Origin of the sequence: Streptomyces sp. NBC_01476 (assembly GCF_036227265.1) — a bacterium.
Taxonomy (GTDB): domain Bacteria; phylum Actinomycetota; class Actinomycetes; order Streptomycetales; family Streptomycetaceae; genus Actinacidiphila.
The window spans coordinates 5,887,502-5,910,320 of sequence record NZ_CP109446.1; the positions used below are offsets into that span (position 1 = coordinate 5,887,502).

General features: G+C 72.1%; 21 protein-coding genes. 10 read left to right on the plus strand and 11 right to left on the minus strand.

What is annotated here, in order from left to right:
• The first annotated feature begins 73 nt into the window (after positions 1-73).
• Both map and OG552_RS25875 read left to right on the plus strand, forming a co-directional pair.
• On the plus strand, positions 74-841 hold the full coding sequence (gene map, locus OG552_RS25870; protein WP_329136853.1) for a type I methionyl aminopeptidase: 768 nt from the start codon (positions 74-76) through the stop codon (positions 839-841).
• Between the two features lie 199 nt (positions 842-1,040).
• Complete coding sequence (locus tag OG552_RS25875; RefSeq protein WP_329136854.1) at positions 1,041-1,469, plus strand: cupredoxin domain-containing protein; 429 nt, start codon at positions 1,041-1,043, stop codon at positions 1,467-1,469.
• A gap of 19 nt (positions 1,470-1,488) precedes the next feature.
• Here the strand turns inward: OG552_RS25875 and cynS are convergent, their stop codons facing one another.
• From cynS to OG552_RS25890, 3 genes are all read right to left on the minus strand, one after another.
• The gene (gene cynS / locus OG552_RS25880; protein ID WP_443071035.1) at positions 1,489-1,944 is read right to left on the minus strand and encodes a cyanase; all 456 of its coding nucleotides are present in this window, start codon (positions 1,942-1,944) and stop codon (positions 1,489-1,491) included.
• A gap of 90 nt (positions 1,945-2,034) precedes the next feature.
• Entirely contained in the window at positions 2,035-3,600 is a 1,566-nt protein-coding gene (locus OG552_RS25885; RefSeq protein WP_329136856.1) for an aromatic amino acid ammonia-lyase, read from the minus strand.
• 27 nt (positions 3,601-3,627) lie between these two features.
• A complete protein-coding gene (locus tag OG552_RS25890; protein WP_329141132.1) occupies positions 3,628-4,581 on the minus strand; it encodes an ABC transporter substrate-binding protein in 954 nt (317 codons plus the stop codon).
• A gap of 377 nt (positions 4,582-4,958) precedes the next feature.
• On the opposite strand from OG552_RS25890, the gene OG552_RS25895 reads away from it, so the two are divergent.
• From OG552_RS25895 to OG552_RS25910, 4 genes are read left to right on the plus strand one after another with little or no spacing between them, the layout of a single operon-like run.
• Complete coding sequence (locus OG552_RS25895; RefSeq protein ID WP_329136858.1) at positions 4,959-7,658, plus strand: ATP-binding protein; 2,700 nt, start codon at positions 4,959-4,961, stop codon at positions 7,656-7,658.
• A complete protein-coding gene (locus tag OG552_RS25900; RefSeq protein ID WP_329136860.1) occupies positions 7,655-8,131 on the plus strand; it encodes a roadblock/LC7 domain-containing protein in 477 nt (158 codons plus the stop codon). The genes OG552_RS25895 and OG552_RS25900 overlap by 4 nt, the downstream gene beginning before the upstream one ends.
• A gap of 35 nt (positions 8,132-8,166) precedes the next feature.
• Positions 8,167-8,604: a DUF742 domain-containing protein gene (locus tag OG552_RS25905; RefSeq protein ID WP_329136862.1), complete on the plus strand. Its 438-nt coding sequence runs from the start codon at positions 8,167-8,169 to the stop codon at positions 8,602-8,604.
• Positions 8,594-9,190, plus strand: a complete 597-nt coding sequence (locus OG552_RS25910; protein ID WP_329136863.1) for a GTP-binding protein — start codon at positions 8,594-8,596, stop codon at positions 9,188-9,190. Before OG552_RS25905 ends, OG552_RS25910 begins: the two co-directional genes overlap by 11 nt.
• 72 nt (positions 9,191-9,262) lie before the next feature.
• Here OG552_RS25910 and OG552_RS25915 read toward each other — a convergent pair whose 3' ends face one another.
• The 3 genes from OG552_RS25915 to OG552_RS25925 are packed head-to-tail and all read right to left on the minus strand — an operon-like array spanning position 9,263 to position 11,807.
• Positions 9,263-9,931 (minus strand): ABC transporter permease, encoded by a 669-nt coding sequence (locus tag OG552_RS25915; protein WP_329136865.1) that lies wholly within the window; start codon positions 9,929-9,931, stop codon positions 9,263-9,265.
• Positions 9,928-10,656: an ABC transporter permease gene (locus tag OG552_RS25920; RefSeq protein ID WP_329136867.1), complete on the minus strand. Its 729-nt coding sequence runs from the start codon at positions 10,654-10,656 to the stop codon at positions 9,928-9,930. Before OG552_RS25920 ends, OG552_RS25915 begins: the two co-directional genes overlap by 4 nt.
• Positions 10,653-11,807, minus strand: a complete 1,155-nt coding sequence (locus OG552_RS25925) for an ABC transporter ATP-binding protein (RefSeq protein ID WP_329136869.1) — start codon at positions 11,805-11,807, stop codon at positions 10,653-10,655. Before OG552_RS25925 ends, OG552_RS25920 begins: the two co-directional genes overlap by 4 nt.
• 260 nt (positions 11,808-12,067) lie before the next feature.
• Between OG552_RS25925 and OG552_RS25930 the strand changes: the two genes are divergently transcribed.
• Positions 12,068-14,935, plus strand: coding sequence for an AfsR/SARP family transcriptional regulator (locus OG552_RS25930; RefSeq protein WP_329136871.1), 2,868 nt, complete (start codon positions 12,068-12,070; stop codon positions 14,933-14,935).
• 135 nt (positions 14,936-15,070) lie between these two features.
• Here OG552_RS25930 and OG552_RS25935 read toward each other — a convergent pair whose 3' ends face one another.
• From OG552_RS25935 to OG552_RS25945, 3 genes are all read right to left on the minus strand, one after another.
• Positions 15,071-15,598 (minus strand): sigma-70 family RNA polymerase sigma factor, encoded by a 528-nt coding sequence (locus tag OG552_RS25935; protein WP_329136872.1) that lies wholly within the window; start codon positions 15,596-15,598, stop codon positions 15,071-15,073.
• A gap of 173 nt (positions 15,599-15,771) precedes the next feature.
• Positions 15,772-16,446, minus strand: coding sequence for a type VII secretion system-associated protein (locus tag OG552_RS25940; protein ID WP_329136874.1), 675 nt, complete (start codon positions 16,444-16,446; stop codon positions 15,772-15,774).
• Between the two features lie 118 nt (positions 16,447-16,564).
• Positions 16,565-17,344, minus strand: coding sequence for an SDR family NAD(P)-dependent oxidoreductase (locus OG552_RS25945; protein ID WP_329136876.1), 780 nt, complete (start codon positions 17,342-17,344; stop codon positions 16,565-16,567).
• Between the two features lie 318 nt (positions 17,345-17,662).
• Between OG552_RS25945 and OG552_RS25950 the strand changes: the two genes are divergently transcribed.
• Positions 17,663-18,475 carry an NPP1 family protein gene (locus OG552_RS25950; protein ID WP_329141134.1) on the plus strand — a complete coding sequence of 271 codons (813 nt, stop codon included), beginning with the start codon at positions 17,663-17,665 and terminating at the stop codon, positions 18,473-18,475.
• Positions 18,476-18,544: 69 nt separating this feature from the next.
• Here the strand turns inward: OG552_RS25950 and OG552_RS25955 are convergent, their stop codons facing one another.
• Both OG552_RS25955 and OG552_RS25960 read right to left on the minus strand, forming a co-directional pair.
• Entirely contained in the window at positions 18,545-19,513 is a 969-nt protein-coding gene (locus OG552_RS25955; RefSeq protein ID WP_329136878.1) for an alpha/beta hydrolase, read from the minus strand.
• A 203-nt stretch (positions 19,514-19,716) separates the two neighbouring features.
• Positions 19,717-20,034 carry a putative quinol monooxygenase gene (locus tag OG552_RS25960; RefSeq protein WP_329136880.1) on the minus strand — a complete coding sequence of 106 codons (318 nt, stop codon included), beginning with the start codon at positions 20,032-20,034 and terminating at the stop codon, positions 19,717-19,719.
• 193 nt (positions 20,035-20,227) lie between these two features.
• Between OG552_RS25960 and OG552_RS25965 the strand changes: the two genes are divergently transcribed.
• Both OG552_RS25965 and OG552_RS25970 read left to right on the plus strand, forming a co-directional pair.
• A complete protein-coding gene (locus OG552_RS25965; protein ID WP_329136882.1) occupies positions 20,228-21,133 on the plus strand; it encodes an AraC family transcriptional regulator in 906 nt (301 codons plus the stop codon).
• Between the two features lie 135 nt (positions 21,134-21,268).
• Entirely contained in the window at positions 21,269-22,759 is a 1,491-nt protein-coding gene (locus OG552_RS25970; RefSeq protein WP_329136884.1) for an MFS transporter, read from the plus strand.
• Positions 22,760-22,819: the final 60 nt, after the last annotated feature.

Genomic DNA, 22,819 nt, shown 5'->3' on the forward strand with positions numbered 1-22,819 from the left:
AGACCCGCCGCACCCGGTGGCACGTGATACAAATACCGGTATAAGAATTGGAGTCCTGACGAGAGGCACTGTCATGGTCGAGATCAAGTCCGAGGCGGCGCTGGATGCCATGCGGGAAGCGGGCCGGGTGGTGGCCCGCGCGCTGGCCGCCGCCCGGGAGGCGGCGGCGGTCGGCGTAGCGCTGCTGGACCTGGACGAGGCGGCACGTACGGTGCTGAAGGAGGCAGGCGCCGGCTCGCCGTTCCTCGGCTACCGGCCGTCCTTCGCGCCCACCCCCTTCCCCGCGGTGATCTGCGCCTCCGTCAACGACGCGCTGGTGCACGGCATCCCGGACGGCTACCGGCTGCGCGACGGTGACCTGGTCAGCATCGACTGCGGCGCCGAACTCGACGGCTGGACCGGTGACGCGGCCATCAGCTTCACCGTCGGCACCCCGCGTCCGGAGGACGTACGCCTCATCAAGGCCACCCAGCGCGCGCTGGACGCCGGCATCGCGGCGGCCACCGTGGGGCACCGCATCGGCGACATCTCGCACGCGATCAGCACGGTGGCCGCCGAGGTCCGCTGCGGTATGCCGACCGACTTCGGCGGCCACGGCATCGGCCGCCGGATGCACGAGGACCCGCACGTCCCCAACTTCGGCCGCCCGGCCCGCGGTTTCCCGCTCCGTCCGGGCCTGGCGCTCGCCATCGAGCCGATGCTGATGTCCGGCGGGCGCAACACGTACGTCACCGACCCCGACGGCTGGACCCTGCGCACCTCCGACGGCAGCCGCGCCGCCCACATCGAGCACACCATCGCCATCACCGAGGCGGGCCCCCGGATCCTGACGGCGGTATAGCCGCCGGCGGCCTCGCGGTCACTCGTGACGCCGCCCGCCCGCCGGTTCCCGCCCCCGGCGAAGGCGCGTAATGGGCCCGGTGGGTGAAAGTGCGGGTTGTGTCGCGGGCGGCGGGGGTCCGGGCGCGGGGCGGGCCGGTCAACGTGTCGGAGAGTGCCCGCCGATGTGAACGGGCCGCCCCCACACCTGTGAGGTCCGCGTGATCGACACCCGCACCCTCCTGCCGCGCCGGCGCCTCGCGGGCGCCGTGCTCGCCGGCGCGCTGCTCGCCGTGACCGGCTGCTCCGACTCCGGCGGCGGAGGCGGATCGAGCACCACCTCGGCCCCCGCCACCACCGGCTCCGCGTCGGCCTCGGCCTCCGCGTCCGGCGCTGGCGCGGCCACCATCGTGATCAAGAACTTCGCCTTCCGCCCGGCCACGCTGAGCGTGCGCCCCGGCACCGAGGTCACGGTGATGAACCAGGACTCCACCACCCACACGGTGACCGCCACCGGCGCCAAGGCGTTCGACACAGGCGACATCGCGGCCGGGAAGACCGCGACCTTCACCGCGCCGGGAAAGGCGGGGAGTTACCCCTACATCTGCTCCATCCACACCTTCATGAAGGGCACGCTCACCGTCGCCTGACCCTGACCGGGGGCGCCGCTCACCACTGGTAGGGCAGGTACTTCCCGTCGAGGGTGATGACGACCCGGTCACCGGCCGGGTCGGGCACCCGCCGCACGTCCAGCCGGAAGTTGATCGCGCTCATGATGCCGTCGCCGCAGCTCTCGTGGATGAGCTCCTTGATGGTGGGCCCGTAGACCTGGATCACCTCGTAGAGCCGGTAGATCGTCGGGTCGACCGGCACCGCGGCCTCCAGCGCACCCCGGGTGGGCTGGAGCTGGAACGCCAGCGCGGCGTCGTCGCCGAGTTCGAGGAGCGACGCGGCACTGGCGGCCTCGTCCTTGCTCATCGGGTGCTGCCCGAGGAGCGCGGCCGTGGTCCAGGCGAGCGGCCGACCGACCGCTTCGGCGAGCTGCGCCCAGGTGACGCCGGTGGTCACTTTCGCCTGGCGGACGGCCTCGGCTGCCTGCTGCTTGCTCAGCACGTGCGACTCCATTCTGCTCGACGGGTCCCGCGGCACACCCTAGGAGCGCGGCAGCTCCCCGGACAACGGCGCGCCACCGCCCAGGGCCGGGCCGGAGCGCGGTCAGAGCGCGGCCAGCCCCGGCAGCAGGTCCGCCGCCGCGGCGACGTCGGCCGTCAGCGGACGGTCCTCGGCGAAGTGCGGGAGATCCGCGTCGAGTACGGCGAAGAGCGGACCGGCCGGCGGCCGCTCCGGCCGCTGCCGCAACGCGTGCACCGCCGCGACGAGTTCGCAGGCCAGCACGGCACGGTAGGCGTCGACCACCCGGAGCGCCTGGCGGACCGCCTGGGAGGCGAAACTGGCCGCTTCCTCAAGTCCCCTGGACATGACGGCGTGGCCCGCGGAGGCCGGCATCGCGCCCGCCCGGACCTCGGCGAGCGCCGAATTGGCGCTGTACTCCAGGATCATCATCCCGGAGCTGCCCGCCGGGCCCTGGGCCAGATACGGCCGCAGCCCGGTGATGTCCGGGTCGCCGAAGCCGGAGAGCCGGGCCACCGACAACTGGGCGGTCTGCAGGACGGCGAGGCAGAGGTGGTCCACCGCCAGCCCCAGCGGCGCCGCGAAGAAACCGCCGTGGTGATAGGCGGCCGGCCCGCCGTCCGGCCCCTCGTCGCTGATCAGCGGGTTCTCCGAGGCGGAGTTGACCTCGATGGCCAGGATCCGGCCCAGCGCGCCTGCCGCGTCGAGCGCCGGGCCGTGTGCCTGCGGGAAGGCGCGGAAGCCGAACGGGTCCTGGATGCGCCGGCCGGCCGCCGCCGGCCGTTCCGGGGCGCCGAGCAGCCGGCGCACCTCGGCCGCCGCGCGGACCACCCCGGGGTACGGCCGGGCCGCGTGCACGGGCGCCGCGTACGCCTGCAGGGAACCGCCGACAGCGGTCAGCGACAGGGCCGCCACCGCGTGCGAGGCGCGCAGCAGGACGTCCAGGTCGTGGCAGGCGAGCGCGGCCTGCCCGAGGGTGAGGGCGTTGCTGCTCATCAGCGCCAGCGCGTCGCCGTGCGAGGGCACGACGGGCGCGGGCACCGCGAAGGCCGCGGGCGCGTCCGCGGCGCCGCCCCGCGGGGAGCCGGCAGGCCGCGGCGCGTCGTCGGAGAGCCACGGCTGCTCCCCGATGACGGTGAGCCCGGTCTGCGCAAGGGCGGTGAGATCACCGGTGCCGACCGCGCCGTACTCGGTGACCGCCGGATGGACGCGCAGCCGCAGCGCCTCGACGAGCGCCTGCGCCATCGCGGGCTGCAGCCCCGAGCCGCCCGCCAGCACCTGGTTGGCGCGCACCGCGAGCATCGCGCGGACCTGGCGGGCCGGGAGCAGGGCGCCGACGCCGCCCGCGTGGCTGCGCAGCAGCCGCAGATCCTGGCCCGCCCGGTCCGCGTCGCTGAGGAACACCATCCGGTTGGCGCCGACGCCGGTGTCCCGCCCGTACATCCGGCCCGCCGCCGCGAGCCGCTGTGCGGTGTGCCAGGAGCGCTCGGCCCTGGCCACCGCGGCCGGCGGCACGGTGGGTTCGGCCAGCCCGTCGGCGAGCCGGGCGACGGCGCCGGCGTCCAGGCCGGCGCCGTCCAGCACCACGAAGGCCCCCTCAGCCGAGGGTGCCTTCGCGGGGTGCCGCGGGATCTCCGGTGCTGTTCCCATCGTGCCGCGCCGGCCGGATGCCGAGGCTCAGACCAGGCCGACCGAGGAGAGCCAGGCCTTCGCGACCACCAGCGGGTCCTTGCTCTCGCTCTGCACCTGGGCGTCCATGTCCAGCAGCGCGGCCGTGTCGAGCTTCGCGGACAGCGCGTTGAGCGCGTCCACTCCGGCCTGCGACAGCCCGGACTTGTAGACCAGCGGGATCACGTTCTCGAACCCGAAGAGGTTCTTCGGGTCCTGCAGGACCACGAACTTCTCCTTGGTGATGGTGGGGTCCGTGGTGAAGATGTCGCCCGCCTGCACATTGCCGTTCTTCAGCGCCGCCTCGGTCAGCGGGCCGCCGGCGTCAAGTGCCTTGAAAGCCTTGGGCGTCAGACCGTAGACCGACTTCAGGCCGACCAGACCCTGCTGGCGGGTCTGGAACTCCGGAGAGGCACCGATGGTGATCTCCGGGCCGGCCGGGGCGAGGTCGGCGATGGTGGAGTCCGAGGTCAGGTGGTACTTCTTCGCGGTGGCCGCGTTGACCGTGATGGAGTCCTTGTCCTGCGCCGGGGCCGAGTTGAGCAGGCCCAGCTTCGGGTCGAGCTTCGCGGTGACCGCGGCGTTGGTGGCGGTCTCCGAGGTCGGCGCGGCCTTGGGGTCGAGGTAGGCGAGCAGTGCGCCGTTGAACTCCGGCAGCACGGTCAGGGTGCCGTTCTTGAGCAGCCCGTAGGTGGTCTCGCGGCTGCCGATGTTCGGCTTGTACGTGACCTTGATCCCCTTGGACTTGAGCACCTCCCCGTAGAGGTCCCCGAGCAGGATGCTCTCGGCGAAGTTGTTGGAGCCGACGACCACGGTGTCGCCGCTCGCCTTGGACCCGGCCAGCGGGTCCTTGGGGCTGTCGGAGGAGGACGAGGAACAGCTCGTCAGCGATGCCGCGGTCGCGACGGCTGCTACAGCCACCCCGGCCAAACGCAGGCGTCTCGGGCTGGACCAGGCGCTCATCACGGGAGAAGTCACGGTTTCCGCTTCCGGGGTCGGAGGTTACGTCAAGGGAACGTGTGTGCTCATACGCGAGTTACCCAGCGATCCAATCCAGCCGGTTCGATCTCCGTCAAGAGCGGTCTGGTTACGATCAGTGTTACGGACCGGCTACGGCGTGAATCGGCCACGGTGGATCACAACCGGACGCCGGTCCGTAACAGAGACTTGATGATCCGGTCAGGTGCAGGCGGCGAAGACGAGGTAGTCTCCCGGACGTTGGTCACGGGGCCCAGACAACTGCCGTGCCGAACCGGTCGTTTCGGGTCGGTAACAGGCAGAAGCAGTCAATGCGCGCCTCAACCCTTTCCGGTTGTCGGCGACGTCACGCAGGAGGCTTGGTGTCCGTGGACGAGGTGGTCGCTCCGGCACGGCCGGTTCCCGAGCCGGACGGCGCGGGCGGCCTGCGGGCTTTCGCCGACAGGTGGCCGTTCCGCCGCAAGCTCAATGTGCTGGTCGGTGTGCCACTCGTGGTGGTCCTGCTGCTGCTGGCCTATGTGATCACCGGTCTGACCGGACAGGCCAGGGACGCGGCCGCCGCGGCCCGGCTGGTCCGCAACAGCCGCACGGTCGCCGAACTGATCGACCGGGTCGAGACCGAGCACCAGCAGGCGATCCTGCTGTCGGTGCGCTACGAGTCGGCCCAGAGCGGCAGGCGCCCGTCGCTGGACGCCTACCTCAAGGCGATGAAGGCCGTCGACGCCCAGACGGACACGGTCCGTTCGACCTTCGGCTCGCACCTGCCGGCCGCCGAGGCCCAGGTGCTCAAGGAGATCAACGGCCTGGGCAGCCTGCGCTCCACCATCGAGCAGAGCTACCTGCCGGCGGACAACATCGACCCCGCGTACACCGCGATCGTGGACGAGCTGATCGACGGCCTCGGCCTGGACCAGAAGTCGAACCCGGCCGGCGTCACCGGCAGCCTGCTGGACTCGCTGCTGCGCGCCGACGCCGCGCACAGCTCGCTGGAGACCAGCGTCTTCTCCGCGCAGACCGGTGACACCAACGCCCTCATCGAGTTCGTCGGCGCGGTCGGCTACACGCAGCAGTACACCTACCAGGTCAGCAGGTTCGGCCGGTTCGCCAGTGAGGCGCAGCTCACCCAGCTCGGCGGGATCGAGCAGAACCCCTCCTGGAACCAGGTCGCGCTGCAGTACGCCGGACTCCAGGTCGACCCCAGCGCGCTGGTCGCCAAGTCGCCGACCGAGGTGCGTACCGCCTTCAACGCGGCGCTGCGGGAGTACCCGACCTACCAGCAGCAGGCGGAGTCCCGGCTGCGGATCACCAACTCGCTGATCAGCCAGGTCGCGAGCCGCGCCGACCGGGCGTCGGACGACGCGTGGTGGCGTGCCGCCTGGCTGCTGTTCGGCGCGCTGGCCGGCTTCGTGCTGTGGCTCACCTTCTCGGTCGCGATCCGCCGTTCGGTGGTCCGCCCGGTGCAGGCGCTCACCGGAGCCGCGACGCAGGTCGCCGAGGTGGCCGGGGAAGAGCTCGCCCGGGTCGCCGACGACGACGCCGCCTACGCCGGCCCGCTGCGGCTGCGCGAGGTGCCGGTCACCGCCCGGGACGAACTCGGCGACCTGGCCGAGGCGTTCAACCGGGTCCAGAGCACCGCCGCGGCCCTGCTGGAGCGCCAGGTGCTCAGCCGCCGCAACGTCGCCGAGATGTTCGGCAACGTCGGCCGCCGGGTGAGCAACCTGACGGCCCGTCAGCTGACTTTGATCGACGCCCTGGAACGCGGCGAGACCGACACCGAACTGCTCGACCGGCTCTACCGGATCGACCACCTCGCGGTCCGCCTGCAGCGCAACGCGGACAGCCTGATGCTGCTGGCCGGCATCCGCGAGGCCGGTCTCGACGCCAGCCCCACCGAGCTCACCAACGTCGTCCGCGCCGCCCTGGGCCAGATCGAGGGCTACCAGCGGGTCGCGCTCTTCGCCGAGACCAGCGTCACCGTCGCGCCCGACATCATCGCCGACCTGACGCTGATGCTCGCCGAACTGCTGGAGAACGCGGTCGCCTTCTCACCGGCCCACAGCCCGGTCGAGGTGTCGGTGCGCAACAGCTCCGACGGCGCGCTGATCGAGATCTCCGACCACGGCCTGGGCATGAGCGCGGAGCGCCTCGCCGAGGAGAACGCCCGGCTGATCCGCCGTGAGCGGCTCGACCTGGCGCCCACCAAGGTGCTCGGTCTGTTCGTCGTCGGCAGCGTGGCCCGCCGCTGGGGCATCAGGGTCACGCTCTCCCGGACCCCTGGTGGCGGTGTCACCAGCCGGGTGACGATCCCCGCAGCGCTGATGCTGCTGATGAGTCCGTTCACGGCGCCGGACGAACGGGAGCGCGCCATGGAGAACAGCTCCCGGTCCGACGGCCACGGCCGGACCGCAGCCGGAGCCAAGGTCCCCCTGCCAGAACCGCGTACCGCGCTGCCGGCCGCCGCCTCCCGGCCCCGGACCGAGCCTGCCGTGCCCCGCTGGGCCGAGCCCGCAGCGGCCCGGCCGGAGCCCCCGGCCGGCGCGCCCGCCGCGGGCGCCCCCTGGCCCGCGGCCGAGCGGCGGCCGGACACCGGCGGGCTGCCACGGCGCGTCCCCGGCGCCCAGACGCCCGTCTCTGGCCCCTCCTCGGGCTCTTCCTCAGGCCCTTCCTCAGGCCCTTCCTCAGGCACTGAGCACGCCGACGAGCGCCCGTACGAGCGCGCCGAGGCACGCGGCCACGAGCGCGCACCCGAACCCCCCTCCGCGGCCCGTGGCGCCGCGCCGGAACCCCTCGCCGTCCGCGGCGCCGCGCCGGACGGGCCGCGGGGCGACGACGACGGTACGGTGCGCCCGCTGCGCCGCCGGGTGCGCGGCGCCACGCTGCGGACGACGGTCACCGACGCCGAGCGGCGTGCGGCACTGCTGGCGCCGCGCGCCGTGGACGCCGAAGAGGTCCGCTCGGAACTCGACGAATTCGAAGCGGCGGTGGAGCGGGCGAACCGTGACGCCGCGGCTGCTGGTAGAACGATCAACGGACCAGGGTCCCCGGAAGGAGCGGAACAGTGACAACGCCGACAGGTGAAACCCCGGCCGGGCAGGCCGCGCCCGGTGATCTGCGCGCCGCGGCAGCCGACTTCACCTGGCTGCTGAATCGATTCGCCACCGATACCGCGGGGGTGGTCGACGCGATCGCCGTCTCCTCGGACGGGCTGCTGATCGCCGTCTCGCAACTGCGCGACCCGGCGGACTCGGAACGGCTTGCGGCCATCGTCTCCGGCATGACCAGCCTGGCGGCCGGCGCGTCCGGCAACTACGGCCTGGGCGGCCTCAACAAGGTCATCATCGATCTGGAGCAGGGCCACGTCCTGGTCTCCGCGATCGGCAGCGGCGCCGTGCTCGGCGTGGTGACCTCCAAGGAGGCGAAGCTCGGCAACATCGCCTACGAGATGACCGTCTTCGCCAACCGGGCCGGCTCGGCGCTCAGCCCGCAGCTCGTGCTCGAACTCAAGAACAGTGTCGGTTCCGCGCCGACCAGGTGACCCGTCCGGGACCGGTGGAGCCAGGAAGGACACCCATGACGACGGGTGACAGACCAGTCGGCGAGGACGCCTTCCCGGAGCCACCGCCCGGTACGGCGGGACGCGCCCCGGCGATCCGGCCGTTCCTGGTCACCGCGGGCCGGGTGACGGGTGCCAGGTCGGGGCCGCCGATGCCGGTCGAGACCCAGGTCGTGACCACGGCCGCGGGCATCGAGGCGCTCGGCCGGCTCGCTTTCGAGCAGCACGACATCGTCGCCCTGTGCCGGCAGCCGCAGTCGCTCGCGGAGGCCGCCGCCCGGCTGCGGCTCCATTTGAACGTGGTCCGGGTCCTCGCCGAGGACCTCCAGTCCAGTGGCCAGTTGTCGGTGTACGTACCCAACACCGACGCGGCCCAGGACCCGTCAGTACTGCGAAGGGTTATCGATGGTCTCCGTGCCATCCCCGACTCCCGAGGGACACTCCGTGACACCTGAACCGCTGGCGGGCGGAGTTGCCCAGCAGACCGCCACCCGGCCGCCGATGCCGGTCAAGATGGTCATCGCGGGCGGGTTCGGCGTCGGCAAGACCACCACCGTCCGGTCGATCTCCGAGATCGTGCCGCTCACCACCGAGGCCGACATCACCGAGGTCGCGGCGGGGGTGGACGACCTCACCCACACCCCCGACAAGACGACCACCACGGTCGCCATGGACTTCGGCTGCATCACCATCGACGAGGCCCTGAAGCTCTACCTGTTCGGCACCCCGGGCCAGGAACGCTTCGGCTTCATGTGGGACGACCTGGTGGAAGGGGCGATCGGCGGACTGGTGATCGTCGACACCCGGCGGCTGGACGACTGCCACGCCGCGGTCGACTACTTCGAGCACAAGGAGATCCCGTTCGCGGTCGCGGTCAACGCCTTCGACGGCCGGATCCAGCACGAACTGGACGAGGTCCGCTGGGCGCTCGACGTCGCCGACCAGGTGCCGGTGATCGCCTTCGACGCCCGTGAGCGCGGCTCGGTCCGCGACGCGCTGCTGGTCGTCCTGGAACTCGCGCTGAGCCGGGTCGAGGGCTGACCGGGCGCCGCGGGGCCGCACCGGCCGCGTACGGGCACATCCCCCGATGTGCCCGTACGCGGCGAGGTGCGGTCAGCCGCGGCGCACGCCCGGCGAGACGATGAGCCGGCCCGCCACCCAGAAGAGGGCGATCGTGGCCAGCGCCACCGCCACCACCAGGCTCGCGCCGCCGACCACCTTCGTGTACGTGTGCTGGGCCAGCCCGTCGATGATGTAGCGCCCGAGGCCGCCGAGGCTGACGTACGCCGCGATGGTGGCGGTGGAGACGACCTGGACGGCCGCGGACCGCAGCCCGCTGAGGATCAGCGGCAGCGCCACCGGGATCTCCACCTGGAACAGGACACGCGCCGGGCTCATGCCCATCCCGCGGGCGGCGTCCACCGGCGCGGGGTCGACGTTCCTGACCGCCTCGTACGTCGTCACCAGGATCGGCGCGATGGCGAGGGCGACCAGCGAGATCATGGCCGGCGTCATGCCGATCCGGCCGGACCAGACGGTGATGAGCACCAGCAGGCCGAAGCTGGGCAGTGCGCGGGCGCCGGTGGAGAAGGCGGCCAGCGCGTAGCCGCCGCGCCCGGTGTGGCCGGTGAGCAGCCCGATCGGCAGGCCGATGGCGGCCGCGATGCCGAGGGCCGCGAGGCTGTACTCGACGTGCTGCAGCAGCCGGTGCGGGACGGAGTCGGCACCGTGCCAGTTGGCACTGTCGGAGTAGAAGGCGTTGATGAAGTGCAGGACGTTCATCGGACGGCGTCCTCCAGGGCGACCGCGGCGGGCTCGGGTTCCCTGGCGGCGGACCGGAACCGGACACCGCCGCGGCCGGGCCGGGCGCCGCGCGGCACCCACGGGGTGAGCAGGAACTGGACCAGCACCAGCAGGCCGTCGACGGCGATGGCCAGCAGTGCCGTGGTGACCACCGAGGTCACGATGAGCGGGGTGCGGTGGTAGAAGAGCCCGTCGGTGAGCAGATTGCCCAGTGCCCCCTGGTTGCCGATCAGGGCGCCGATGCTGACCAGGCTGATGCTGGAGACCACCGCGAGCCGCACCCCGGCCATGATCGCGGGCAGCGCCACCGGCAACTGGACCAGGAAGTACTTCCTGGCCGGCCCGAACCCCATCGCGGTCGCCGCGGCCAGCGTCTCCTCCGGCACCGAGCGGACACCGTCCACGATCGCCGGGATCAGCAGCACCAGGCTGTAGACGGCGAGCGGGATCATCACGGTGGTCTCGGTGGCGCCGGTGTAGTCGATGAGCACGACGAAGAAGGCCAGCGACGGGATCGCGTACAGGACCGTGGTCACCCACAGCACCGGCGAGTAGAGCCACTTGAAGCGGACACACAGCTGCCCGAGCGGGAGCGCGACCACCAGGCCGCCGAGGACCGGCACCAGCGCCTCCTTCAGGTGCAGCCCGATCAGGCCGGCGTAGGAGTGCTGGAGGTCGCTCGGAATGTCGAAGTAGGCACTCATCGCACGGCCCGCGGGTCGCGCCGTCCGGTGGCTTCGGTGCCGCGCTCGGCGTGCGCGGTACGGATGGCGCCCGCGATCGACTCCTGCGAGGTGACACCGACCACCCGGCCCTCGCCGTCCACGCCGACCGCCCAGCCGGTGGGGGAGAGCACCGCGGAGTCCAGCGCGTCCCGCAGCGACTCCCGGCCGAACTCGAAGGGCCGCCCGTGGGAGAGGAGTTCGCCGCGCGGGACGCTCCCGCCGCCGGCCTTGAGCGCCTTCGCCTCGGCCCAGCCCAGCGGCCTGCCGTCGGTGTCGGTGACCAGCAGGTACCGCAGCTCCGGGCTGGTCCGCTCGGCGACCTGCTGGGCGGTGGAGTCGACCGCGACGATCGGCGAGGTGGTGAGCTCCAGGCCGGCCGAGGTGAAGAACGACAGCCGGCGGATGCCCCGGTCGGTGCCGAGGAAGTCCTCGATGAAGGCGTCGGCCGGCGCGGAGAGCAGCTCGTCCGGGGGCGCGAACTGGACCAGTTCGCCGCCGGTCCGCATGACCGCGATCATGTCGCCGATCCGGATGGCCTCGTCGATGTCATGGGTGACGAAAACGATCGTCTTGCCCAATTCCTCCTGAATCCGGAGGAGTTCCGCCTGGAGGACCTTGCGGACGATGGGGTCGACCGCGGAGAACGGCTCGTCCATCAGCAGCACCGGCGGGTCCGCGGCCAGCGCCCTGGCCACCCCGACGCGCTGCTGCTGCCCGCCGGAGAGCTGGTACGGATAACGGGAGGCGAGGGAGGAGTCGAGACCGACCCGCTCCATCAGGTCCATCGCCCGCTTGCGGGCCCGGGAGCGGTCCCAGCCGAGCATGCGCGGGACGGTGGCGATGTTGTCGACGATGGTGCGGTGCTGGAAGAGGCCGGCGTTCTGGATGACGTAACCCATCGACCGGCGCAGCGTGTTGACCGGCTGGTCGCGGATGTCCGCCCCGTCCAGGAGGATCCGGCCCTCGCTCAGCTCGACCATCCGGTTGATCATGCGAAGAGTCGTGGTCTTCCCACAGCCGGAGGGTCCGACGAGGACGGTGATCGCGCCGTCCGGTATCTCCAGCGACAGGTGGTCGACCGCCGTCGTGCCGTCCGGGTACCGCTTGGTAACTGACTCCATGCTTATCAAAGTGCCGAATACCCTTCGGGATTGGGCATGAGTGGGCTTGTTTCGGACACCTTCGCACAAGCCATTGCGGAGGAAGTTTAGACCGCCCGAGTTGCGGTCTGTCATCGGTGGTGGCGGGTCTTCTGCGCGGAACGCCGCCCCGCGCCGGGGTCACCGGTGTATCGTTCGATCCCTGAAAAAGGGTGATTCGTTCACAGGCGGCTCGCCGCCGCTGGTCCGGACGAGGCAACGAGAAGGACAGCGGCAGGGATCTTCGAGCGATGCTGACGGCACTGCGGTACACGGTTCTCGGCCCGGTCCGGGTCTGGCGCGACCACCGGGAACTGGCGCTCGGCCCCCCGAAGCAGCAGGCCCTGCTCGCCCTGCTGGCAGTACGCGCCCCGGGGCCGGTCACCGTGCACGAGGCAGTCGACCTGCTGTGGGACGACGACCCGCCGGACAGCGCGGTCAACGTGGTGCACCGCCACATCGGCGGGCTGCGCCGGCTGCTGGAACCGGGCCTGCCGCCCAGAGCCGAGGGCAGCCACGTACTGCGTACCGGCAGCGGCTACCGGCTGGTGGCTGATTCCGGCTCCCTCGACCTCGCGCGGTTCCGCGAACTGCGCGGCGAGGGGCGGCGCGCCATCGCCGCGGGCGAGGCGGCGCGGGGAGCCGCGCTGCTCGTCGAGGCGCTGCGCCTGTGGCGGGGGCCGGTCACCGTCGGCGGCATACCGCACCTGCGCGACCATCCGGTGTTCGTGGCCGTGGAGAACGAGTACGCCGCCACCGTCAGGGAAGCCGCCGACGCCACCCCCTGGGAGGTCTCCGCGCTCGCCGAGGACGTCCTGGACGCCCTGCGCCGGGCAGCGGCGGGCCGGCACCGGCTGGACGAGGGACTGCAGGCGAGGATCGTCACCGGGCTCGGCGCCACCGGCCGGCAGGCCGAGGCGCTGCGGCTCTACGACACCGTCCGGGCCGATCTGTCCGAGGAACTCGGGGTCGACCCGAGCCCCGAACTGCGCGCCGCCCACCAGCAGGTGCTCCGCCAGGGCGCGGCCCCGCCCGCCCCGGCGGCGGCTCCCGGGCCGCCGGAGACCGGGAAACTCACCGTCCGGCCGGCCCAGCTCCCGGCCGACATCTCCTCCTTCGTCGGCCGCGCGGACGAACTCGCCCACTCCCAGGCGCTGCTGGCGCCCGACGACCAGGGCGCCCATGCCCCGGTGGTGATCGGGGCGATCAGCGGGATGGCGGGCGTGGGCAAGACCACGCTGGCGGTGCACTGGGCGCGGACGATCGCGGACCGTTTCCCCGACGGCCAGCTGTACATCAACCTGCGCGGCTTCCACCCCGGGCTGCCACCGCTCAGCTCGCCCGACGCCATGCGCGACGTGATCGACGCCCTCGGCGTGCGGCCCAGCCAGGTGCCCGAGCGCCCGGACGCACTGGCCGCGCTCTACCGCAGCCTCTTCGCCGGCCGGCGGTTCCTGATCCTGCTGGACAACGCCCGCGACTCCGAGCAGGTGCGCCCGCTGCTCCCGGCGGCGGCCGGCTGCCTCGCCATCATCACCAGCAGGCACCGGCTCGACGGGCTCGTCGTCGCCGACAACGCCCGCTTCATCCCGCTGGGCCTGCTCACCCGCGCCGAAGGCGTGGAACTGCTGGTCCGCAGGCTCGGCGCGGACCGGGTGGCGGCAGAACCCGCCGCCGCCGAGGCCATCGTGGACCTCTGCGGACGTCTCCCGCTGGCGCTCGCCATCGCGGGCGCCAGGGCCGTACTCCACCCGACCTTCTCGCTCGCCGCCATCGCCGCGGAACTCCGCGAGAGCCAGGGCGGCCTGGACGCCTTCGCCACCCACGACACCCGTACCGACGCCCGCAGCATCTTCTCCTGGTCCTTCCAGGCCCTCAGCCCGGCCGCCGCGCGGCTCTTCCGGCTGCTCAGCCTGCACGACGCCCCCGACATAGCGGCGCCGGCCGCCGCCAGCGTCGCCGGAGTGCCGCTGCGCGAGGCACGCCGCCTGCTCGCCGAACTCGTCGAGCACCATCTGCTCACCGAGTACGGTCCCGGCCGCTTCAGCTGCCACGAACTGCTGCGGGCCTACGCGGCCGAGCAGTGCGAGGGCCAGGACGACGAGGAGACCAGGGCCGCCACCCGCCGGCGGATGGTCGAGCACTATCTGCACAGCGCGCACACCGCCGACGCGCTGATCGCCCCGTACCGGGAGCGGGTGCCCCTGCCGGAACTGCCCGACGGCGTCTACCCGCAGGCGTTCGACGGGCAGATCGAGGCGGCCGACTGGTTCCAGCGCGAGCGGCAGGTGCTGCTGGCGATGGTCGAGCAGGCCGCGCGGCACTCGGCGGCCGGCGACGGCTCCTGCTGGAAACTCGCCGCGACCCTGGAACTCTTCCTCGACCGGCACGGGCGCTGGCAGGAGCAGCACCACATCCAGACCACCGCCCTGGAGGCCGCCCGCCGTACCGGCGACCTGCCCGGCCAGGCGAACGCGCTGCGCGCGCTGGGCTTCGCCGCGTGCCGGCTCGGCGCGCACGACGAAGCGCAGCGCCACCTCACCCAGGCCCTGGAGCTCTTCGGCATCCTGGACGACCCGATCGGACAGGGCCGCACCCACCGCTACTGCGCCTTCCTGGCCAATGTCATGAAGGACCACGAGCGCGCGCTCGACCATTACCGGCTGGCGGCGGAGTGCTACGTGCCGACCGGTTACGCCAGCGGGCAGGCGGCGGTCCTCAACGAGATCGGCTGGACCCATCTGCTGATGGGCGACTACGAAGCGACGCTCCTCCACTGCGAGAAGGCGGTCGCCAAGCACCAGGAGATCGCCGACCTCAGCGGCGAGGCCGCCGCCTGGGACAGCCTCGGCTACGCCCAGCACCACCTGCACCGCTACGAGGAGGCGCTCACCGGCTACGGGCACGCGATCGACCTCTACCGCCGGATCGGGGACCGCAGCCTGGAGGCGGACACCCTGGTGCACGCCGGGGACAGCCACCACGCCCGGTCCGCGCCACGGCAGGCCGAGGAGGTCTGGCGGCAGGCCCTGGAGCTGTACGAGAGCCTGGACCACCCGGACGCGGCAGGCGTACGGGAGCGGCTGCGGCGCCTGGCCGAGGACGTCACCGCGCGCTGACCGGCGGACCGGGATGCCGGCCATGGGCTTCAGCGCTCCGCCGTCTCGCCGGCCGGCGCGACCGCGGAGGGACAGTGACTCACGGGGCCTACACGGAACGCGGCCCGGGAAGGTTCACACCCGGGCGGAATTCGTTCAGGCCGCGGTCGCCCGGACGTCGGACCGCAGCTTCAACAGGGCATAGTGCTGGCGGGACTTGACGGTCCCGGCCGGCACCCCGAGCAGGCCGGCGGTCTCCTGCACGGTGCGCCCGCACAGATAGGTGTGCACCAGCACCTCGCGGTGTTCACGGGAGAGCAGCCGCAGCAGCCGGGCCGACTCGACCGAGGCGAGCACCGCGTCCGTGTGGTCCCGCTGGGTCAGGTCGTGGGCCCCGGCGTCGATCGTCTCGTACCGCACCGCGGGACTGCGCAGCCGGTCCACGACCAGATTGTGGGTCACCCTGAGCAGCCAGCCCCGTATCGACCCCTCCGTGCTGTACAGCCGGTCGGTGTGCGGCCAGGCCCGGATCAGGGCCTCCTGGGCGATGTCCTCGGCGATGTGGTGGTCGCCGAGCAGCCGGGCCGCGTAGGCCGTCAGCGCCTTGCGGTGCTCCGTCACCAGCGAGTGCAGGAGTTCGGGGCGCGGTGCGGGAGGATGGGAGGCCGCCACACGTGTCTTCATGGTCCTGATTCCTCAGCGGGGTGTTCCGTCTCTGAGGGAAGACCGTAGGCAGGGCGCAGTGCCGAATCAGTGCCGTTTCTGTGCCGTCCGGGCCCGGCGGCAGGGGCGCAGGGCGTCACCGTACCGGACGGTGAACCGCGCCGGGCCGGGGCCCTGCCGGCTGCGCCGCGGGTTCAGCGCCCGACGGAGGACTGCCCCGTGGGAGGGACGCAGGGCAGCGGATCCGCGGCGCCGTTCGCCAGGGTCTCCCGGAGCTGCACGGTCGACAGCCCCATCGACACGTCGCTCTCCGGATTGATCCACAGGGCGGTCTCCCGCGGCAGCAGGGCCAGTAGTCCGGCGCTGTCGAGCGGCAGCAGCCGGGAAGCGGTCGGCGGGGCCTGCCGGGGGTCGGTCAGCACCGTGACGTACGGGCCGTCCTCGTCCTGGTACGTGGTCGGTTCACCGGTGGCGTCCGCCGGCAGGTACACCGTGGCACCGGCCAGCGCGGCCAGCACTGTGGCCTGCGAGCCCTGTCCGCTCGCGGCGGCGCGCATCGCGGCGTCCACCGGGTCGGTCGGCAGCCCCGGCGCGTGGTCCGGCCCGGCGGCCGGGTCCGAGAAGAGCAGGCTCAGCGGCGAGGGCCGGTAGTCCGGGTTCGTCACGAACTCGCCCGCGCCGCCGTGCGCGTCCACCGGCCAGGCACCGATCACGGCGTGCGGCGGCACCGCGCCGTCCGGGTCGTACCCGGGGTCGATCGAGTACAGCCAGCTCCCGGCCGGCTGCCGGCCCCGTACGGGGGTGCTCCCGGTGAGCGGCGGTTCGAAGCGACCGCTGTGCTGCTCGGCCGCGTGGGCGTCTTCGGTCATGTCGTTCTTCCGTCAGGTCGCGGGTCGCCGGTGTTCTCCCCCTACACGGAAGCGGCCTCCCGGAACGTTCAGTTGAATTCCGAACTCTTTTCCGGGCGGCCCGCGGCCTTCGGCGCCGTCAGTAGTGAATGGGCCCGCGGGCGCCGCCGCTGGCGATCACCGGGTCGCCGTTGAGCGCCACGCTCCTGGGGCTGGCCAGGAAGGCGACGACGTCGGCGACCTCCTCGGCGGTCACGATGCGGCCGATGGACACTCCCGCGGCGATGGCCTCCTCCAGCTCCGGCACGGTGACGCCCCGGGCGCCGGCCATGGTCGCCAGCGTCCGCGGGGTCCGCTCGGTACGGGTCATGCCGGGGTGCACCACCACCACGTTGACGCCCTGGGGGCCCAGCTCGTCGGCGAGGTTCTTGGTCAGCGCGGCCACCGCGACATTGCGCACCGAGCCCACCAGCGAACCGGTCTGCCGGGCGGCACTCCCGCTGATGTTGACGACACGGCCCCAGCCCTGGGCGGTCATGGCCGGCGCGAAGGCCCGCGCGGTCCGCAGATATCCGCGGACCTTGACGTTGATCTCGGCCTCCAGCGCGTCCTCGGGGAAGCTGCCGCTGCTCGCGGTCGCCGCGGAGTTGACGAGGATGTCGGCCCCGCCGAACTCCCGCAGCACCTCCTGCGCCATGGCGGCCACCGACGCGTCGTCACCGGTGTCCGCAGGCACCGCGATCACCCGCCGGCCGCTCTCCGCGGCGATCCGCCCGGCCGCCTCGGCCAGCCGGTCCGCGCCGCGCGCGACGAGGGCCACATCGGCGCCCTCCGCGGCCAGCACCCGACCGACCGCGAACCCTATGCCCTGGCTGCCGCCCGTCACGACGGCCCGCTTGCCGGTCAGCTGGAGGTCCACGCGATGTCCTTCCGACGTTCTCCCACGGCCCCGGAACGGCCCGGGCGCACACCCCCACCATCGCAAAGCGGGCCGGCGGTGACGCGCGGCGCCCCCCTGCCCGTGCTTTTGGTCCGCTATGGACTCCCTTGTCGGCCCCCTATTGACGGGCGGTGCGGTTTTTGTGTTCAGACAATGGTGCGCCGGTGTTCAGTTGCCCTCACTTCTCCCTCCTGACGGGGTCTTGCAAAATAGCGGGGATGTCGTTGTGATGAATGCGCTGTCCTCCCACGGCGCGGAAATCCCCCCACTGATTGCTGAGGAGCTGGCGTGCGCAGCATGCGGTCATCGACGAAGAAATCCGGAAAAGCGGCAGTCCGTCCGGCGCGGCCGAGAAGGGTCCGCCGGTCCGCCCTGGCGAGCGCGCTGGGCGCCGCGGCGCTGGTCCTGGCGCTCCCGGCGAACGCCCATGCCAACGTCCTGCAACTGCTGCCGCAGAACGCCGACGGACTCGAACAGACCTTCTCGCCGGCCTACGACTACGACACCGACGGCTGCTACGCCACCGCCGCGATAGGCGCCGACGGCACCATCAACCCCGGCCTCAAGCTGGGTGGCGACGTCAACGGCCACTGCCACGACTACGCCCAACTGGCCAACGCCAACACGTACTCCCGCGAGAAGTGCAACAACGACTGGTGCGCGGTGGTGTACGCGAGTTACTTCGAGAAGGACCAGGCCACGCTCGGCCCCGCGGCCATCGGGCACACCCACGACTGGGAGCACGTCGTGGTCTGGATCAACAACAACCAGGTGCAGTACGTCTCGGTGTCGCAGCACTCCGGCTACCAGGTGGCCGCGAGTTCCGCCGTACGGTTCGACGGCACCCACCCGAAGATCGTCTACCACAAGGATGGCGTCTCCACCCACGACTTCCGTTTCGCCAACAACAACGACGAACCGCCGGAGAACGCCACCGGTGGCTGGTTCTATCCGCGCCTGGTCGGCTGGAACGGATACCCGGCCGGATTCCGCGACAAACTCCTGAACGCCGATTTCGGTGAAGCCACCATCAAAATCGGTGACGGCGACTTCGAGTACGCCCTCGCCCACTCCATGCCGTCCGGAATCCCGTTCGACCCCAACGCGTGACCGCCCGCCCGGAATGCCCCCTCACGCACCGCCCGAGGGGGCATTCCGGACCGGCGCGGCCACCGGCGCCTAGGCGGCAGGGGCCGGGGTGAGGACGCGCGCGAGCCAGTCGGTGCGGGCGCGGCGGGCCGCGGCCGAGACGCGGGTCTGCGGGTAGAGCGCGTCGAATCCGTGGAAGCCGCCTGCCCAGACGTGCAGTTCCGCCTGGCCGCCGGCCGCCCAGATGCGGGTGGCGTAGGCGACGTCCTCGTCACGGAAGACCTCGGCCGAGCCGGCGTCGATATAGGTGTCCGGCAGACCCGAGAGGTCGTCGGCGACCGCGGGGGAGACATAACCGGACACCTGCCCGTCCTCGGTGTCGCCGAGCACGGACCGCCAGCCGAACTCGTTCATCTCGCCGGTCCACACGCCGGGCGTGCCGGAGTACTGCCGGCTGGAGGTCGTCACGTTGCGGTGGTCGAGCATGGGGTAGATCAGCACCTGCGCGGCGATCGCCGGGGCCCCGCGGTCGCGGGCCATCAGGGCGAGTCCTGCGGTGAGCCCACCGCCGGCGCTGGCGCCCGCGACGACGATACGGGCCGGGTCGATGCCCAGTTCGCCGGCGTGCTCGGCGACCCAGAGCAGCCCCTGGTAGCAGTCCTCGACCAGGGTCGTGCCGGTGGCCTCCGGCGCCAGCCGGTAGTCCACGGTGACCACGACGGCGCCGAACCGGTCGAGCCACTCCAGCGGGATGTCGAGCTGGGCGAATCGGTCGCCCATCACCATCCCGCCGCCGTGCATCCAGTAGACGCACGGGGCCCCGGTGGGGCGGTCGGCCCCGGCGGGGCTGAAGACGGACAGCGGGATCTCCGCCCCGTCCGCGCCGGAGACGGTGACCTCGCGCCGGTCGACGGCGCGGCCTTCCAGGAGGGGGTCGGCCGGGGCCGACGGCAGCAGGCGCAGCTGCGCGAGCAGGTCGGCGTTGAGTTCGCTCATGAGCGGCATGTCGGCGAGCAGCGCTCGCAGTTCGGGGTCGAGGTCGGGGCGGGCGAGAGTCATGGCGGCCGTCTTTCGTCGGATGGTGATGGCTGGGTCGGGTGGTGCCGGCTGGTCGGGCGGGGAGCGGGCCGGTCGACCGGCGCTGCCGCCGGTCGAGCGGGCCCGCAGGAGGTGCGGGGGATACGGGTGGTTCGGGGGGCTTTCCGGACACACCGGCGGCGGGCCGCCGGGCCGGAGCGCGGAAGGACCGGTGCACGGATCCCTCAGAAGGCGGCCTTGCCGCGGACCGGCACGTAGTCGGTGTACTCGGACTCCTTGGCGAGCATGCCCCCGATCCGCGCCACGATGGCCTGCGCGGCCTCGCCGGCGAAGATCCGGTGGTGGTCCTCCTCGCTGGTCCAGCCCTCGGTGACATGGACGATGTCGGGGTCGGACGCGGACCGGCTGACCAGGTAGACGACGCAGTACTCGCTCGCGCCGGGGCTGCCCTCGTCGAGACCGGTCAGCAGCAGCTCGACCAGTTCGTCGCCCGCGCCGGGCCGGGCGGTCAGGGTGGCGTTGAATCCGTAGGTGGCGTTCATGATCGTTGTCCTCTTCTGCCGACGGGCTGTGGATGTCCGCTTCTGGATCGGGGGCCGTTTGCCTGCCCCCTGGATTCCAGTGATTCCATTGAACCGTCGTGACCTGCGGAAACGGTAGAACGATGCTCGCCGCTGCTTGCACAATCCTCTCGCCCCCTGGAGCAGCGGCCCGGTCGGGTGCTGCAATGGAGGCATGCACCTCGACGAGTTCCGTACCTTGCTGGCCCGGCACGCGCGGGCCGACTGGACCACCGCCATCGACGGCGTCCTCATCTCGAAGGTGGACCGGGCGGACCCGCCGGCCCCGGCGATGTCCGGCGCGGTGCTCGCGGTCATCGCCCAGGGCGCCAAACGCCTCGCGCTGGGCGACCGCGTCTTCGAGTACCGCGCCGGGCAATACCTCGTGGCCTCGATGGACCTGCCGGTCACCGGTCAGTTCACCGAGGCCGACCCGGAGCACCCGGCCATGGGGTTCGGGCTCACGCTGGAACCCGCCATGGTCGCCGAGCTGCTGCTCCAGGCGGGACCGCAGGACGTCCCCCGCGACGGCCAGGGCGCGGTGTCGGGCATCGCGGTCAGTGACGCCTCCGACGAACTGCTCGACGCGGTGATCAGGCTGCTGCGTCTGCTCGACCGGCCCCGCGACCGCACGGTGCTCGCCCCGCTCGTCAAACGGGAGATCCTGTGGCGGCTGATGACCGGCGAACAGGGCGGCGTCGTACGCCAGTTGGGCCTGGCCGACAGCAGCCTCAGCCATATCGCGCGGGCGGTGCGGTGGATCCGTGAGCACTACGCGCAGCCGTTCAAGGTGGAGGACGTCGCGCAGCTGGCCGGGATGAGCGTCTCCGCCTTCTACCGCAACTTCCAGGCGGTGACGGCGATGAGCCCGATCCAGTTCCAGAAGCAGATCCGGCTCCAGGAGGCCCGGCTGCTGCTGGCCACGAACCCCAAGGACGTCACCGGGGTCGGTCACCGGGTCGGCTACGACAGCGCCTCGCAGTTCAGCCGCGAGTACCGCCGCCAGTTCGGCGCACAGCCGAGCCAGGACGCGATCCGCCTGCGGCGCACCACCCCGGTCGCAGCCGGCGTCCTCCCCTGACCCGGCCGGACGTCCCGGACTTCCGGAGCCCCGGCACCATGTGTCGCCGCCTCGGTGACGGCGTGTCGGTTCTGGCAGGAAATGCGTGGAACGTACGCTGGGCTCCCCTGGCCGTCCCCGACTCAAAAGGTGCCCATGCGGTCCAGCAGCTCCGTGCGGCAGCTCTTCAGCGGGGTCCCGCTCGCCGGGAACTACCCCGCGGCAGTCACGCTCGCACTGCTCGCACTGAGCCCCTACCTGGTGCTCACCACTGCCACCACCCTGATGCAGCCGCTGCTCATGCACGACCTGGGCGCCACCCGGTTCGAGCTGCAGCTGACCGGCGGCATGTCCAACGCCGGGTACGCGTTCGGCGCCGTGGTCGCGGCGGACCTCACCCTGCGGCTGGCCCGGCGCCACGTCTACCTCCTGTGCGAGGCGGGCTTCGTGGTGAGCTCCGTGCTGGCGCTCAGCGCCACCGGCATCGGCCAGTTCGCGACCGGTGTGATCCTCCAGGGTTTCTTCACCGGCATGCTCCTGGTCTGCGCGCTGCCGCCCCTGGTCACGACGCACGGCGTCGAACGGCTGCCGACCACCGCCACCGTCATCAGCCTCGGACTCTTCGGCATGGTGACCGCAGGACCGCTGATCGGCGGACTGGTCGGCAGCAATGGGGGCTGGCGGCTGCTCTACACCTCGATCACCGTGCTCGCGGCGATCGGTCTCACCGTCGGCGCCCTGACCTTCGAGGGCAACGAGCCGCCGGCCCGCCGCGCGGGCTTCGACTGGCTGGCCATCCCGCTCGCCTTCGGCGCGACCGCACTGCCGTTCTTCGGTGTCTCCTGGCTGTCGCGCGGCTCGTTCAGCGACCCCGAGTTCATCGTCCCGGTCGTCGTCGGTCTGCTGATCGGCGTCGCCCTGGTGGTGGGGCAGTTCCGGAAGGCCTCCCCGCTGATGCCGGTGCGCGTCATCAGCAACACGCTGCCGGTGACCGGCACCCTCAACGCGATGGTGGTCGGGGCCACCTTCACCACGCTGCTGGAACTGGCACAGGTCTATCTGCTGGACGTCGCGGGCTACTCCCCCCTGCGGGTCGGATCGCTCCTCGCCCCCCAGATCCTCGGGGTGGTGATCGCCGCCCTGCTGTTCCGGCGGGTGATGCGGACCCGGTGGACGCCGGTCATGGCACTCTCCGGCCTGGTGAGCGTCGCGGTGGGCGCCGCCGTGATGCTGGCCGTCACCCCGTCCAACGCCTCCCCGGTCACCGCGGTCGCCGCCCTCTTCCTCGGGTACGGCGCGGGCGCAGGTGTGACCCCGGGGCTGTTCCTCGCCGGTTTCTCGGTCTCCGCCCTGCAACTGGGCCCGACGTTCGCCCTGGTGGAGCTGGTGCGGTCGGAGGCCGCGTTCCTGGTGGGACCGGTCCTTCTGCACTTCGCGATCACCCGGCACACGCTGGTGCACGGTTTCCATCTCAGCGTGCTGATCACGCTGGTGATCACCGTGGTGGCCGCTGTCTTCCTCGTCGGCCTCTACCTGGCAGGCGGCGGCCCCCTGGAGGCCCCCAACCTCAAAGGCTGGCTGGCCGGCACCTCGACGGGCTACCGCTCCCCGGCCCTGGCCGCCCGCTTCCGCGCCACCCCCGACTGACCTACTCCCGACTGACCCACGCCCGACGGGCCCACCCCTGGCGGCCCCCCTGACTGACCC

Excerpts from the sequence above, each read along its gene's own strand:
- OG552_RS25915 (WP_329136865.1), bottom strand. The coding sequence starts at position 9,931 with ATGAACGTCCTGCACTTCATCAACGCCTTCTACTCCGACAGTGCCAAC.
- OG552_RS25950 (WP_329141134.1), top strand. The coding sequence starts at position 17,663 with ATGCGGTCATCGACGAAGAAATCCGGAAAAGCGGCAGTCCGTCCGGCG.
- OG552_RS25920 (WP_329136867.1), bottom strand. The coding sequence starts at position 10,656 with ATGAGTGCCTACTTCGACATTCCGAGCGACCTCCAGCACTCCTACGCC.
- OG552_RS25890 (WP_329141132.1), bottom strand. The coding sequence starts at position 4,581 with ATGAGCGCCTGGTCCAGCCCGAGACGCCTGCGTTTGGCCGGGGTGGCT.
- OG552_RS25965 (WP_329136882.1), top strand. The coding sequence starts at position 20,228 with ATGCACCTCGACGAGTTCCGTACCTTGCTGGCCCGGCACGCGCGGGCC.
- OG552_RS25955 (WP_329136878.1), bottom strand. The coding sequence starts at position 19,513 with ATGACTCTCGCCCGCCCCGACCTCGACCCCGAACTGCGAGCGCTGCTC.
- OG552_RS25960 (WP_329136880.1), bottom strand. The coding sequence starts at position 20,034 with ATGAACGCCACCTACGGATTCAACGCCACCCTGACCGCCCGGCCCGGC.
- OG552_RS25930 (WP_329136871.1), top strand. The coding sequence starts at position 12,068 with ATGCTGACGGCACTGCGGTACACGGTTCTCGGCCCGGTCCGGGTCTGG.
- cynS (WP_443071035.1), bottom strand. The coding sequence starts at position 1,944 with ATGGAGTCGCACGTGCTGAGCAAGCAGCAGGCAGCCGAGGCCGTCCGC.
- OG552_RS25935 (WP_329136872.1), bottom strand. The coding sequence starts at position 15,598 with ATGAAGACACGTGTGGCGGCCTCCCATCCTCCCGCACCGCGCCCCGAA.
- OG552_RS25885 (WP_329136856.1), bottom strand. The coding sequence starts at position 3,600 with ATGGGAACAGCACCGGAGATCCCGCGGCACCCCGCGAAGGCACCCTCG.
- map (WP_329136853.1), top strand. The coding sequence starts at position 74 with ATGGTCGAGATCAAGTCCGAGGCGGCGCTGGATGCCATGCGGGAAGCG.
- OG552_RS25970 (WP_329136884.1), top strand. The coding sequence starts at position 21,269 with ATGCGGTCCAGCAGCTCCGTGCGGCAGCTCTTCAGCGGGGTCCCGCTC.
- OG552_RS25905 (WP_329136862.1), top strand. The coding sequence starts at position 8,167 with ATGACGACGGGTGACAGACCAGTCGGCGAGGACGCCTTCCCGGAGCCA.
- OG552_RS25940 (WP_329136874.1), bottom strand. The coding sequence starts at position 16,446 with ATGACCGAAGACGCCCACGCGGCCGAGCAGCACAGCGGTCGCTTCGAA.